Genomic DNA, 13,181 nt, shown 5'->3' with positions numbered 1-13,181 from the left:
ACAGACCGCAATATTCACTAAACAGACCACATTATTTCGGGCAACACAATAATGGCATTGTTACAGATCACCTCCCCTCACCTTCGGGGCAAAAACCGCACCGCATCGGTCATGCAGTGGGTGCTACTGGCGACCTTGCCTGGCTTCGTGGCATTGACCTGGTTCTTTGGCTGGGGCGTGCTGATTAACGTGGTTTGGGCCAGCTTGCTGGCGCTGGTCAGCGAAGCAGCTATCGTCAAACTCAGAAAACGTCCCGTCATGTTTTATCTGGGTGACTATAGTGCCGTTGTGACAGCCGTTCTTCTGGGACTGGCATTGCCACCATTTGCTCCGTGGTGGGTCACCATGGTCGGCATTCTTTTCGCCATTGTGATATCCAAGCAACTATATGGCGGACTTGGCAGCAATCCCTTTAACCCCGCCATGGTCGGTTATGCATTGTTGCTGGTGTCTTTCCCCGTTGAAATGACCACTCATTGGGCCACGCCCTCATCCCTCACTGAACTTCCGGATTTTCTGTCCACACTTCAATATATTTTTGGGGGCGGCAATCTGAATATTGACGGCGTCACCATGGCCACGCCTCTGGACACCTACAAACATCAAATTGACGTACTGACCAGAGAAGAAGTGTCGCAACTCCCGATCTTCGGACAGCACGTAGCCCTGGGATGGGAGTGGGTGAATCTGGGCTTTCTCGCAGGTGGCCTGCTTTTGATATGGCGTAAGATAATTACCTGGCATATCCCGTTGAGCATGTTGGCTGCACTGGCCGTCTGCTCGCTGGTACTGGGATGGGACCCCGACAGATATACACCGGTCAGCATTCATTTGTTATCCGGAGCGACCATGCTCGGAGCGTTTTTTATCGCAACAGACCCAGTCACCGCAGCCACCAGCCGTCTAGGCAAACTCTACTACGGCGCGGGTATTGGAATACTGATTTACATCATTCGCACCTGGGGCAGTTATCCGGACGCGGTGGCGTTCTCCGTGTTATTAATGAATTTTGCCGCGCCATTTCTGGATTACTACACCAAGCCCAGAACCTACGGGCATCGTAAAGCCCACCGCGGGATTAAAAAGTCGGACTGAATTTCAAGAGAGGCTGACAGAGAATATGACAAGTTTGGGCGCTGCCATTTTCAGGGGAAGTATCGGGCTGGGGTTATTTGCCATTATTACCGCCGGTCTCATAGCGTTCACCCAGGTCTCGACTGCCGATCGCATTGCTAAAGCCCAAAAACAGGCTCGCGCCAAGGCATTGATGGAGATTGTACCTGAGGACAGTCATGACAATGACCTGCTGGACTCAGCCATCTCACTGGCACCAAGCCCGTTATTAGGCACCAAAGAGGAAAGCGAAGCCTTTATTGCAACCAATCACGGCAAGCCAGTAGCGATCATTCTGCCAGTGGTTGCACCTGACGGGTACACTGGAGAGATCAATGCCATCGTCGGTATTCGACCGGATGGCACAATTCAGGGCGTCAGAATTACCGCCCACAAGGAAACACCAGGATTAGGCGATCAGATCGAAGCTCGCAAATCCCGCTGGATAGACAACTTTGCTGACAAATCCCTGGATGATCCGGGAGAAGAGCTATGGAAAGTCAAAAAGGACGGCGGCTACTTTGATCAACTGACAGGTGCCACCATTACCCCACGCGCAGTGGTTGGCAGCATCAAGAAAGCACTCGTATATTTCGAACAGAACCGCACCATATTATTGGGCACAGCATTAAGCACAGCGCAATGAACCAGGCGACCATTCACATCAGTTTGCCTCAGGCGCTAAGCAGAAGATAAGGGAAAAGACAGTCATGGCGAAATCCTATCTGGAAATCACCCAGGACGGACTCTGGAAGAACAACCCGGCACTGGTCCAGTTACTGGGTCTCTGCCCTCTGCTGGCTGTGACAGGCACCGTGGTTAATGCCATCGGACTGGGCCTGGCAACGATGCTGGTACTAACCGGTTCCAATATCGCCGTATCCCTGATCAGAAACTTTGTTCCCGAATCCGTTCGTCTCCCGGCTTTTGTCATGATCATTGCGTCCTTCGTGACCTGCGCTGAACTCCTCATGCAGGCCTACACTTACGAACTCTATGAGATTCTGGGTATCTTCATTCCACTGATCGTCACCAACTGCTCCATACTGGGCCGGGCTGATGCGTTTGCCAGTAAGAATCCCATTCTGCCGTCTGCGTTGGACGGGTTCATGATGGGCCTGGGCTTCACTCTGGTATTGATGCTGCTGGGAGGTATCCGTGAGCTTATTGGACAAGGCACTCTGTTTACCGGCATGGATCTGCTGTTTGGTGAGGCAGCTAAAAGCTGGCAGCTGACCGTATTCGAGGATTACCCTAACTTTCTTTTTGCAGTCCTTCCTCCAGGTGCTTTCGTCGGCATGGGATTTATCATTGCGCTCAAAAATATCATTGATAATCGCATGAAGCGTTCAGCGGAGACCAAAAAGGAAGCAGTAACCACCGGAAGCAAGCGAGTCAGAGTTACCGGCACTATTTCCTGATGACCGCTTGGCTCCTGCAAAACAGATAGCTTTTACAGACCAGATAGCTCATGCAAAACCGATATCTCCTGTAGAAGCGGCAGCTCTTGTAAAGCCAGCAGCCCAGGCAGACCGAAACGATCAATCAAGCGTATTCTCATGAACAAAGACAAACGACTGGAGATCTTTGCCCGTTTAAAGGCCGAGAACCCCAACCCGACAACCGAGCTGGAATACAACAGCCCTTTTGAACTTCTGATCGCTGTCATTCTGTCAGCCCAGGCTACCGACGTGGGCGTCAATAAAGCGACCCGCAGACTGTATCCTGTTGCCAACACTCCTGAGACTATTTACGCCCTTGGTGTAGAGGGCCTTAAGGAATACATCAAAACTATCGGTCTCTTTAATGCCAAGGCTGAAAATGTCATCAAGGCATGTAAAATCCTGATTGAAAAACACAACTCTCAGGTCCCGGAGACCCGGGAAGACTTGGAAGCACTACCAGGCGTTGGGCGCAAGACTGCCAATGTGGTACTGAATACCGCATTTCGCCACCCCACCATGGCAGTAGATACTCATATTTTCAGAGTATCCAACCGAACCGGTATCGCTCCCGGCAAAAACGTTCTGGAGGTGGAAAAAAAGCTTCTCAGGCATGTTCCAAAAGACTATTTAATGGATGCCCATCACTGGCTGATTTTGCATGGACGTTACATTTGCACCGCCAGAAAACCCAAATGCGGGGCCTGTGTCATTGAAGATCTCTGCGAGTTCAAGCAAAAAGTCATCGACTAGAGAGTACTGGTGCCGGTGTGTTTCGTACTAACGGACTTGCAGAACCTCTCCACCCACAGAACGCTTTCCACCTAAAAAACGCTCTCCGCGTACAAATAAAATATTTCAGTTACGTTTAATCCGTGTGAATATTTGATTAATTCGTCATCAATTGTCTGCTTTACATACCGCACTTCTATTACAATTTGATGATGTTTTGATTTCACCATGGATGTTTGCCGTCGTGGCTCCGATAACCTCTCTTAATCATCAAGCTCCTAGCGCTACCAGATTTGCCCAGCTAAGCAAGGTACGTATTGCCTATGAAACATTCGGCAATCCGGAAAATCCTGCCATGCTAATGATTATGGGGCTTGGCGCTCAAATGCTGGTGTGGCCGGACGCCTTATGCCAAGTGTTGGCCAACAGCGGGCTATATATCATCAGGTTCGACAATCGTGACATCGGCCTTTCGTCCCAATTTGACAAACATCCCACCAGCCTGACACTTAACTTGATTCGCCAAAAGTTCGGACTCCCGTCTTCTGCTCCGTACTCACTTGAAGACATGGCTCAGGACGCTGCAGAGCTTTTGGATCACTTGAACATAAAGAGAGCACATATCGTCGGTGCGTCAATGGGAGGAATGATTGCCCAGGTGTTGGCGGCGTGTTGCCCAGAACGTCTGATCAGTCTGTCCGTCATCATGACCTCCAGCGGATTTTCGGGAATTCCGACCTTCAGTCCCAAACTGGCCATCAGCCTGATTCGAAAGCGCACTTTTGAGTCACAGAAACACTTGCTGGAGCATAAAGTAAAAATCATCAGAGCCATCGGCAGCAGCTCCTATCCTTCGCCTGATCTGGAGTTAATGTCACGCCTGAGCCGAGTCCTCGAGAGAAACGACAACGATGCCCCCGGCACCAGACGACAGACAGCCGCCATCATGGCAACCGGTGCGTTAGATCGCTATCAGAGAATTATCCGTTGCCCCACACAGGTTATCCATGGCGACGAAGACCGACTGATCAGACCGGAGCAAGGAAAAGAGGTCGCCCGCAAGATAGAGGGAAGTAGATTCGAGCAGATCCACGGAATGGGTCATGATTTTCCCACCCCACTGCTGGCAAGGGTATGCCGACTGCTGACTCAGCATGCATCGAGCCATCAAAACATCCGTATCCTGGCCGAATCACAAAATCACCTGTAACCAATGATTCCAGATCTTCATCATTATTGGACTCAGAGGTCACAAAAAAAGCCCCGTAAACGGGGCTTTTTTCATTTCCTGGACAGCCGCAATCAGCCTTCGCCCAACATCGCCTTTTTCAGACTTTCCTGCGCGGGCTTATCTGACAGCCAGATACCAAACAATGCCTGCTTGAAATCCACGCCACTGCTGACGGTATTAACCAGCTCTTCATTCTTGTATATCTCGACCCCTTTACCGGGCACATACACCAGGTCGAAGACGTCATTCTCAAGAATTTCTTCATCAAATGCTGACATGAATTGGTCGATCTGAGATTGGATCGGCGCCATATTTCCACCGGTAGCGTTTTCAAAACCTTCCATTGTGGTTTTCTGCATTTTCTCACTGGTAACCAGACCAGATACCATGTGCAGTTTAATCGCCATAGGTTCATCGGCATTCACGATTTCTGAGGCATCCTGGCTCGCCTCAGGAAGATACAGGCCACCAACATATACATCGATGAACCATTTGGAGCGCACACCCGCACCGTTCAGTTTGAGCTCTGAACCTGAAGCATCGAACGTGTCAGGTATTTCAACATCCGCCACTGTGGCTGCATTGGCCAGCGGAGAGAGAGCGAAGGAGAGTACAAAGGCTGTGAGTAGCTTTTTCATATTCCATCCCTAATTGCTTGGTTGTGTTCTGTTATTGTGATTATGGAACGCAAGGGCAAAGGGGACGCGTAGGCAATTGAAATACCACAATGTCACCAGTGACCAGGCGTCAAATGTCCTTATTTCGGGCCAAAAGCCGGATCCTCCCGGCCTATCGACAATCGGCGACGTCATTATAGGCATCAGTACTTATACAAAGGTAGAGTCCGCAGGCATATCTGTCCGGTAATGTGAGCTGGTTAGCAATCACCGGGTGACATTGGTAGGTTTATGATCGCTAGTGATTTTAGAGCGTCGGCGATTTAAAGGCTCTGGTAACTTGCACTTGTAGATGTGCTTAAACGTGCCATTAAAAAGAGCTCCATTAATAAATGCCAATAAAAAAGCCGCCCGATGAGCGGGCGGCTTCGTATTAACCTGACAGCTGATGACAGAAGGCTATTTGAACAGAGTCTCCCCAGTCAAACCTTCTTTCTCCAGCAGTTCACGCATACGCTTGAGAGCTTCCACCTGAATCTGACGAACACGTTCGCGAGTCAGACCGATTTCCTGCCCTACTTCCTCAAGTGTGCTCATCGGGTAACCACGCAGACCAAAACGGCGTGCGATCACTTCCTGCTGCTTATCAGACAGCTGATCCAACCAACGATCCAGACACCCTTTCAGGTCAGAATCCTGAAGCATCTCAGCAGGATCGTTACTCGCTTCATCGGCAACCGTTTCAAGCAGGGATTTTTCGGAATTTCCGCTGATAGGAGAATCAACCGAAGTAATGCGCTCGTTCAGACCCAGCATACGCTTGACGTCTTTCACCGGCTTCTCAAGCAATTCTGCGATTTCTTCCGCACTTGGCTCATGATCAAGCTTCTGGGTTAACTCACGAGCGGCACGTAGATAAACATTTAGTTCTTTTACTACATGAATCGGCAGACGGATAGTCCGGGTCTGATTCATGATAGCCCGTTCGATGGTTTGACGAATCCACCAGGTGGCATATGTAGAGAAACGAAACCCACGCTCGGGATCGAACTTCTCAACAGCGCGGATCAGGCCCAGGTTGCCTTCTTCAATCAAATCCAGCAATGAAAGGCCTCGGTTAACATAGCGACGTGCAATCTTAACAACCAGACGCAGATTGCTTTCGATCATCCGCTTCCGGCCTTTTTCATCACCCTTGCGGGCCAGACGGGCAAAATAGACTTCTTCTTCAGGGGTAAGTAACGGCGAAAAACCGATTTCATTCAGATAGATTTGAGTGGCGTCCAGATTACGGTAGGACTGACCTTCTCCAAGACTAAAGCGACCACTGCGATTTTGCTCTATAGAAACAACTACATCATCGTCATTATCAAGTTCGTTCATCTCCTCCATTTCGGAGATATCAACATCATTTTCAAACGAAATGTCTTCTGCATATGCTTCGCGTTCTGCTGCCATGATAAAAGCCCTGCTCTCGTGAACTCCTTAGGGAGTGTGATAGTTGGTGTCCCGCATTTTGCGGACTTTCTTCTTCGTGCCTTGCTTTGTTTAGGCTTATTTTTTTGGTAAATAGGTCAGCGGGTCTACAGGCTTTCCGTTTTTTCGTATCTCAAAATGTAACATCGGCCTTTTCGCCCCCGTCTGCCCCAGTTCGGCGATTTGCTGCCCCAGTTTTACGTAGTCTCCTTCTTTTACCAGTATCTTGCGATTATGAGCGTATGCACTAAGGTACGTTTCACTGTGATTTACGATCACTAATTTACCGTACCCGAGTAACCCACTGCCTGCATAAACCACTTCGCCACTGGCTGCGGCTACCACCGGATCACCGATCTTACCGGCAATGTCCACTCCCTTATTGACTTCACCGGTAACAGAATATGTATCAATAATCGGGCCAGGGTGAGGCCACCCCCATCCGGACACATTTTGAGGTACATATTTGTTACTCGTACCGGAAGGCTTTTGTTTCTTTTTGTAAACGGGCTTTTTCGAAGCCACCTGCGCAGGTGGACTTTGTGTACTTTTTGAACTTTTGGCAGGGGTTGGTGCAGGTTTACGCGTGCGAAAGACATAGTCTTCCGGCACCACAAGACTGATTCTCTGGCCAATTTTTATAATATATGGCGGCGGAATATTGTTGATTTCAGCCAGTTCCTTGTAGTCCCGGCCATACCTCCAGGCTATGGAATATAAGGTATCCCCTTTGGAAACACGGTGAGATCCCCAGTAAACGGGAGGGTTAAAATCGGGGTCTTGATAGATGTTCGGTGAGGTGCAGGAAGTCAAAAAAATGGCGATAACGAACCAAGCGCATTTGTAAGCATAATTAACGCCACTTCTCATATACAGTCTGTTACATAAGCCTGTGTATTTGACTATTTGCTGCCTCACAATCACGCTTTTTTTAAAACATTTCGGAATTAAATATACCTACTTTATTCTTATTTTTTACATCCATTTCTAGATATCATCGCTAACTAGTTAAAAAACAACGTTATTCTCAATAGTTATAGATAGCCTCAAATTACGCTTCCTGGCCATTATGCTACCTCTGGTAACACCTGTGCGGTATTTCGGTAACACTTGCGCATTTGCTACTTTTGATAACTGGTTCTCAATTTCTCCAGCAACAATACGATGGCCAATCCAAGTACTGCCAGAAGAATCACAGCAATCAACTGAGAAGACTCACCGGTAATAGATTCATACCGGATTGGCGACACATTCATCTGTACTAAAGGCTGGGTATTCCCATGCGAATCAATTCTGTACTCCAGGGTATACTTCCATGGCCAGACCTTGTTCAAAGCCCCCAGCATAAATCCCGTCAATACCGCCAGCGTGGCATCGTGGTATCGTTTCAGCAGCCAGTTCAATACATGGGTAAAACTCACCAGACCGATCACACATCCTGATGCGAATATGGCAAGCACCGTCACATCAAAGCCCTTTACCGCCGTCAGTATCGGACTATACATGCCCAGAAGCAGAAGCAGAAAACTCCCGGATACGCCAGGAAGTATCATGGCGCAGATTGCAATAGCACCGGAAATGAAGATGTTGAGATACGTGGGCTCCATACTGGTGGGTGCAAACGAAGTTAGAATATAGGCACAGATAGCGCCGGCCACCAATAAAAAAGATGTAATGATGGATCGCTCCTTAATGGCCCTTCCGATAAACCAGACCGATCCCAGGATCAATCCGAAGAAAAATGCCCACAACAAGGCAGCATGCTGGACCAATAAGTAGCTAATCAATTTAGAGAGGGTAAATACGCTGGTAAGAATACCGGCAAATAGCACCACCAGAAATGTACCGTCAATCTGCCTCCAGACTGCCTGCACACCTTGTTTGCGGAAGACAGTCCATAACCCGGGGGATATTTGGGCCAATGCCCCGATCAATCGCTCATAAATACCAGAAATAAATGCAATGGTTCCTCCGGACACTCCGGGCACAACGTCAGCAGCGCCCATCGCCACTCCCTTGAAATAATTACTCCACATCAGCGAACAACACCTCCTAACAAGGGAACAAACCTGACCGGCTCAACCAACTCTTCATCAAATCCTTCCTCCTGGCGGGTAATCACGGACAAATACTGCTTTCCGTCCTCCCCTACAGGGATGACCAACCTGCCCCCCACCTTCAACTGCCCCAGCAGTTCCTCGGGAAGCACCTCCGGCGCAGCCGTCACCATAATCGCATCGAATGGGCCCTTTTCCGGCCACCCCCAGTGACCATCGGCCAGCTTGGTATGTATGTTATTCAGCTTTAATGCGGCATAGCGCTTTCTAGCCCGATCGAGCAGAGGTTCAATGCGCTCCACGGTAAATACCTGTTTGGCCAGATGAGCCAGTATGGCCCCCTGATACCCTGACCCCGTCCCAACCTCAAGCACCCGGTCCAGCTCAAGGCCACCACTGAGCAGCTCAGTCATTCGGGCCACGATATAAGGTTGGGATATTGTCTGGCTGTGGCCGATGGGTAAGGCTGTATTTTCGTAGGCACGATGGGCCAGAGCCTCATCGACGAATATATGCCGGGGAACGTCCGCCATGATGGTAAGCACCTGCTCATCACTGATGCCATCCTGACGAAGCCGATCAATCAGACGCATACGGGTACGTCGGGATGTCATTCCAATCCCCTGCAAATCAAATTTCATTACAGGTCTCCCACCCAGCGGGTTAAGTGCTCAATCGCGTCGTAGCGGGTCATATCCACATGTATTGGCGTAATGGATACGTAATTCTGTTCGATGGCATGAAAATCCGTGCCTTCCCCGGCATCATCCCCTTCGCCGGCAGCAGCAATCCAATAACGGGTCCGCCCTCGCGGATCAACATATTCCACCGGGTCATCGCCACGGGCACGATGACCAAGCCGGGTTACCTTGATCCCCTGCAGTTCTTCATAAGGAACATCGGGAACGTTAATGTTTAATACCGTCCGAGGAGCCAGAGGATGCAGCTCATCGCTCTCAAGAAGGCGGCGCACAACCCTGGCAGCGGTTTCGAAGTGATTGTTCCCCTGATTGACCAGCGAGACAGCAATAGCGGGATGCTCAAGGAAACGCCCTTCCATCGCCGCAGCAACGGTGCCGGAGTACAGCACATCATCTCCGAGGTTGGCATGGGAATTTATCCCGGATACAACCCTCTCTGCCGTAAAGCCGAACATGTCGCTCAATCCCAAATGAACACAGTCGGTAGGCGTACCGTCCACCGCAAAAAAACCTTCAGATGTGGGCTGAAGAAACAGCGGGCGGGTCAAAGTGAGAGAATTGCTGGCTCCACTGTGATCACGGTCTGGAGCAATAACCTTTATATCGGCAATCATGCGGAGTTCGTTGGCCAAAGCAGCTAACCCCGGCGCGTGAACGCCATCATCATTGGATAGTAACAACTTCACAATTTAATTTTCCGTAGTTATCGATGTCATGCTGTGCCGGACGTCAACACTGCCGCTACTAAACGTTAATCCAAACCGGAACTTAAACCCGGCTGGCAGTGAGTTGCCCATACCCTATTGTTATTTGCTTGATCTTGCTTAACGACCAATAAATTGCAGTCTCATTCACCCCAAATTGCAGGCCTGATATGTTCCAGAATCTCAGTTTAAATCAAAACACTGATCCAGCAACACTGATGCAAAGCATCCTGACCCAAGATCGAATGAAATTTCCAGGTGATCCTTTTCCCACTGCCAGGACATTTGGTCCGCATTTGCCACCATCGCCCGACGTGCCGTCCTGACACCTTCATCATGAAGACCCGTCAGCCAGCTCTCATATCCCTGGACAGCCTCCCGTTCAATGTCACCTGCGTTGCCTGATAAGAATTCAGCCCCACCAAGCATAGGTCCCGAAGGCACAGTTTTCTCCAATTGCGGATTGGCAGAGACAATATTGACTGGTTCATCCCCATCAACCAATTGATTCCAATTACCTTGAACCAGACGTGCTTCCAGAACACGATTAAACAGATAGGATCTGGCAGCAGAAAGATACAACCCACGCTGGGCTTTTTTCTTAGGCTTACCTTCTCCTTTAAACCAACGATCAGCCTGCCCCAGATTATAGCCGTCATGCCCGAAGCGCTGTGGCCCGAAATAGTTGGGGAAGCCTTCCGCTGCAATTACTTTGAGCTGCTCTTCAATACGCTCCCGATCACCCTGGATATCTCGAACAACAATTCTGAAACGGTTTCCGCGATGCTCCCCTCGTCTCAGCTTTTTGGTGGTACGACTAACCAGCAATAGCCGGGTTCCTTCCACCTCCAGTTTCTCCCAGTCGGGCTCCGGCCGTTTACCAAGATAAACACTCATCCATTGACGGGTAACCGCGTGCCTGTCCTTCAGACCATGCAACCCAACGTCAAAGTCCCGAACACCAGCGAAACGAGCTATCTGACGGGCAACCCAGTCACTGTTTTGTCCGGACTTTTCAATGTGGAGCAATACATGCTCCCCCTTTCCCGGATTCTCCGGCTCCCAAAGTTCTTCTACATAAAAATCTTCCGGCGACTGCTTCCATGTGCCTGTTGCAGACCCTTGCCATAACTTGCGTGTAGACGTATCCATCAAGCTTTTACTCCTACGTTGTCCCGATAGATCAAAACGGTCGCATAACAGGCAACCCCCTCCTTTCTGCCGGCGAATCCCAGCTTTTCAGTGGTCGTCGCCTTAACACTCACCGAGTCTTCTCCGATATCACAATCCTCTGCTATTGCTTTTCGCATTGGGAGAATATGTGGCGCCATTTTGGGAGCCTGGGCAACCACTGTGCTATCGATGTTTCCTATCCGGTAGCCCCGAGTCTCCAACAATGATTTTACAGCACGCAACAGCTTACGGCTGTCAGCCCCCTTATATTCAGGATCAGTATCTGGAAAGTGATGACCGATATCCCCCAGCGCTGCAGCCCCGAGCAAAGCGTCACAGATGGCATGAAGCAGCACATCACCGTCAGAATGAGCCAATAGACCCCGCTCGTGAGGAATCACCTGACCACCGATAACAATATGATCACCTTGATCGGCAAATGCATGTACATCGTAGCCTTGTCCGACTCGAAAAGGGGTCATGGAATTCTCCTACTCAAATAACAAAAGACTTTTCCGGCATGGGTATATAAATCATGATTCTTCTTGCTGAATCCGCTGCAGAAACATTAACGCGAGGGAGAGGTCTTGCGGATGAGTGATCTTAATATTGTCACTATGTCCTTCCACCAATATCGGTTTATAACCGAGATACTCCACCGCCGAGGCTTCATCTGTAACAAGCCTCCCGCTTCCCATTGCCTCCTCCATACCACGCCACAAAACACCGAAGCGAAACATTTGCGGAGTATAGGCTCGCCATAAAGAATCACGAGGAACTGTATTTTCAACACAACCAGCCGAGTCTGACTTTTTCAGGGTATCCGTTACCGGAACAGCCAGTAAGCCGCCCACTTCGCTGTTTTCAACGGCTTTGATCAGGGCTTCAACATCCTGACACCTGATACAAGGCCGAGCGACATCATGGACCAATACCCAGTCATCATCCTGAGCTTCGCCACTGACAGCTTCCATAGCATTCATGACGCTGTCAGCCCGTTCGGCACCTCCGCGTACGACGGTGACTCTGTCGCTGTATCCCGGTGCCAGGGAAGGCCAGACCTCATCAGCCTCACTCACCGGGAGCCAAACATGCTCGATCTGCGGTACGGAGAGTAATTTGTCCAGAGTATGCTCCAGAACCAATTTGTCCCCTAATGGCAAATACTGTTTCGGAAGGCTTCCTCCAAATCGCCTGCCTACGCCGGCGGCAGGCACAATAACCCATAGTTTCTTTTTGAGTTCGCTGGACTGGGAGGGCGGTATTAACGACATCTGTTTCTGGTGTGTAGTTGCGGTTCAGACTGCATAAGACAGCAATCCGGGTACTGGATTCAAGAGGAGTATGGTAACCGCTGAGAGAAACCTTTGCCCGACTTTTTTGGAGCAGGCAGGAAAAATGAGTTCTGCCCCACAATCACCCGGCCTGAAAGCATCAGGTCAGTTGACAGAATCGGGCTCAATCAGGAGAAAAAACTGTTCGTCAGGATAGACCATCCCCAACTGATTACGGGCACGCTCTTCAATGGCACTCTGGGCAAGCTTAAGTTCCATCACCTCAGCATCAAGGCGCAGGTTTCGCTCATGCAGCGTTTCGTTTTCTGCCTTTTGTTCCTTAACCTGCTGATAAAGGCTATACGCCTGCGCATAGGAGCCTTCGCCCATCCAGAGGCGAAACTGCAGCAACACGATCAATGTCGCCATAAGCACCCAAATCGCTTTCACACCTTTACCCATTAACAAGAACTACTCTGAACCCATTAAAAAGAACTGCCCAGCCCTATTAGCAAGAGCTGCTCTGACTATCCCTGCCACCAGGGCAAGTAATATTTCCAGTGTTGGAAATCCCTGATCCATCGAAATTTCTGAACAAGGAACCGACAATTTTAGAGCGTATTAAATATATAGTCGATAACTGTTAATAATTTCCAGTAAG

At 49.7% G+C, this 13,181-nt stretch carries 15 protein-coding genes; 5 read left to right on the top strand and 10 right to left on the bottom strand.

What is annotated here, in order from left to right; all coding sequences use genetic code 11:
- Positions 1–51: 51 nt before the first annotated feature.
- From rsxD to BTA51_RS15190, 5 genes are all read left to right on the top strand, one after another.
- Positions 52–1,095, top strand: coding sequence for an electron transport complex subunit RsxD (gene rsxD / locus BTA51_RS15210; protein ID WP_094708674.1), 1,044 nt, complete (start codon positions 52–54; stop codon positions 1,093–1,095).
- Positions 1,096–1,120: 25 nt separating this feature from the next.
- Positions 1,121–1,759 carry an electron transport complex subunit RsxG gene (gene rsxG / locus BTA51_RS15205; protein ID WP_094708672.1) on the top strand — a complete coding sequence of 213 codons (639 nt, stop codon included), beginning with the start codon at positions 1,121–1,123 and terminating at the stop codon, positions 1,757–1,759.
- Between the two features lie 64 nt (positions 1,760–1,823).
- Positions 1,824–2,534, top strand: a complete 711-nt coding sequence (locus BTA51_RS15200) for an electron transport complex subunit E (RefSeq protein ID WP_094708670.1) — start codon at positions 1,824–1,826, stop codon at positions 2,532–2,534.
- A 138-nt stretch (positions 2,535–2,672) separates the two neighbouring features.
- Positions 2,673–3,308 (top strand): endonuclease III, encoded by a 636-nt coding sequence (nth, locus tag BTA51_RS15195; RefSeq protein WP_094708668.1) that lies wholly within the window; start codon positions 2,673–2,675, stop codon positions 3,306–3,308.
- Positions 3,309–3,531: 223 nt separating this feature from the next.
- A complete protein-coding gene (locus BTA51_RS15190; protein WP_168188187.1) occupies positions 3,532–4,497 on the top strand; it encodes an alpha/beta fold hydrolase in 966 nt (321 codons plus the stop codon).
- A 92-nt stretch (positions 4,498–4,589) separates the two neighbouring features.
- Here BTA51_RS15190 and BTA51_RS15185 read toward each other — a convergent pair whose 3' ends face one another.
- The 10 genes from BTA51_RS15185 to BTA51_RS15140 form a co-directional block, all read right to left on the bottom strand.
- Positions 4,590–5,156 carry a chalcone isomerase family protein gene (locus tag BTA51_RS15185; protein ID WP_094708664.1) on the bottom strand — a complete coding sequence of 189 codons (567 nt, stop codon included), beginning with the start codon at positions 5,154–5,156 and terminating at the stop codon, positions 4,590–4,592.
- A 438-nt stretch (positions 5,157–5,594) separates the two neighbouring features.
- Positions 5,595–6,593 carry an RNA polymerase sigma factor RpoS gene (rpoS, locus tag BTA51_RS15180; RefSeq protein WP_094708662.1) on the bottom strand — a complete coding sequence of 333 codons (999 nt, stop codon included), beginning with the start codon at positions 6,591–6,593 and terminating at the stop codon, positions 5,595–5,597.
- Positions 6,594–6,689: 96 nt separating this feature from the next.
- Positions 6,690–7,481 (bottom strand): peptidoglycan DD-metalloendopeptidase family protein, encoded by a 792-nt coding sequence (locus BTA51_RS15175; RefSeq protein WP_094708660.1) that lies wholly within the window; start codon positions 7,479–7,481, stop codon positions 6,690–6,692.
- A gap of 251 nt (positions 7,482–7,732) precedes the next feature.
- On the bottom strand, positions 7,733–8,647 hold the full coding sequence (locus BTA51_RS15170) for a DUF368 domain-containing protein (protein ID WP_094708658.1): 915 nt from the start codon (positions 8,645–8,647) through the stop codon (positions 7,733–7,735).
- On the bottom strand, positions 8,647–9,309 hold the full coding sequence (locus tag BTA51_RS15165) for a protein-L-isoaspartate(D-aspartate) O-methyltransferase (protein WP_371333188.1): 663 nt from the start codon (positions 9,307–9,309) through the stop codon (positions 8,647–8,649). Before BTA51_RS15165 ends, BTA51_RS15170 begins: the two co-directional genes overlap by 1 nt.
- Positions 9,309–10,055, bottom strand: coding sequence for a 5'/3'-nucleotidase SurE (gene surE, locus BTA51_RS15160; protein ID WP_094708656.1), 747 nt, complete (start codon positions 10,053–10,055; stop codon positions 9,309–9,311). Before surE ends, BTA51_RS15165 begins: the two co-directional genes overlap by 1 nt.
- 201 nt (positions 10,056–10,256) lie before the next feature.
- Entirely contained in the window at positions 10,257–11,225 is a 969-nt protein-coding gene (truD, locus tag BTA51_RS15155; protein WP_094708655.1) for a tRNA pseudouridine(13) synthase TruD, read from the bottom strand.
- Positions 11,225–11,728 carry a 2-C-methyl-D-erythritol 2,4-cyclodiphosphate synthase gene (ispF, locus tag BTA51_RS15150; RefSeq protein ID WP_094708654.1) on the bottom strand — a complete coding sequence of 168 codons (504 nt, stop codon included), beginning with the start codon at positions 11,726–11,728 and terminating at the stop codon, positions 11,225–11,227. Before ispF ends, truD begins: the two co-directional genes overlap by 1 nt.
- Positions 11,729–11,779: 51 nt before the next feature.
- Positions 11,780–12,520, bottom strand: coding sequence for a 2-C-methyl-D-erythritol 4-phosphate cytidylyltransferase (gene ispD, locus BTA51_RS15145; protein ID WP_094708652.1), 741 nt, complete (start codon positions 12,518–12,520; stop codon positions 11,780–11,782).
- A 165-nt stretch (positions 12,521–12,685) separates the two neighbouring features.
- Complete coding sequence (locus tag BTA51_RS15140; RefSeq protein WP_094708650.1) at positions 12,686–12,982, bottom strand: septum formation initiator family protein; 297 nt, start codon at positions 12,980–12,982, stop codon at positions 12,686–12,688.
- Positions 12,983–13,181: the final 199 nt, after the last annotated feature.

This window comes from Hahella sp. CCB-MM4 (genome assembly GCF_002260525.1).
Taxonomy (GTDB): Bacteria; Pseudomonadota; Gammaproteobacteria; order Pseudomonadales; family Oleiphilaceae; genus Hahella.
Note: the sequence above shows the minus strand (reverse complement) of the source record. Positions and strands in the feature narration are given on the sequence as shown.

Coding starts and splice junctions, on each gene's coding strand:
- BTA51_RS15175 (WP_094708660.1), bottom strand. CDS start 7,481: ATGAGAAGTGGCGTTAATTATGCTTACAAATGCGCTTGGTTCGTTATC.
- BTA51_RS15200 (WP_094708670.1), top strand. CDS start 1,824: ATGGCGAAATCCTATCTGGAAATCACCCAGGACGGACTCTGGAAGAAC.
- nth (WP_094708668.1), top strand. CDS start 2,673: ATGAACAAAGACAAACGACTGGAGATCTTTGCCCGTTTAAAGGCCGAG.
- BTA51_RS15170 (WP_094708658.1), bottom strand. CDS start 8,647: ATGTGGAGTAATTATTTCAAGGGAGTGGCGATGGGCGCTGCTGACGTT.
- ispF (WP_094708654.1), bottom strand. CDS start 11,728: ATGACCCCTTTTCGAGTCGGACAAGGCTACGATGTACATGCATTTGCC.
- BTA51_RS15185 (WP_094708664.1), bottom strand. CDS start 5,156: ATGAAAAAGCTACTCACAGCCTTTGTACTCTCCTTCGCTCTCTCTCCG.
- truD (WP_094708655.1), bottom strand. CDS start 11,225: ATGGATACGTCTACACGCAAGTTATGGCAAGGGTCTGCAACAGGCACA.
- ispD (WP_094708652.1), bottom strand. CDS start 12,520: ATGTCGTTAATACCGCCCTCCCAGTCCAGCGAACTCAAAAAGAAACTA.
- rsxD (WP_094708674.1), top strand. CDS start 52: ATGGCATTGTTACAGATCACCTCCCCTCACCTTCGGGGCAAAAACCGC.
- BTA51_RS15140 (WP_094708650.1), bottom strand. CDS start 12,982: ATGGGTAAAGGTGTGAAAGCGATTTGGGTGCTTATGGCGACATTGATC.
- rpoS (WP_094708662.1), bottom strand. CDS start 6,593: ATGGCAGCAGAACGCGAAGCATATGCAGAAGACATTTCGTTTGAAAAT.
- BTA51_RS15165 (WP_371333188.1), bottom strand. CDS start 9,309: ATGAAATTTGATTTGCAGGGGATTGGAATGACATCCCGACGTACCCGT.
- rsxG (WP_094708672.1), top strand. CDS start 1,121: ATGACAAGTTTGGGCGCTGCCATTTTCAGGGGAAGTATCGGGCTGGGG.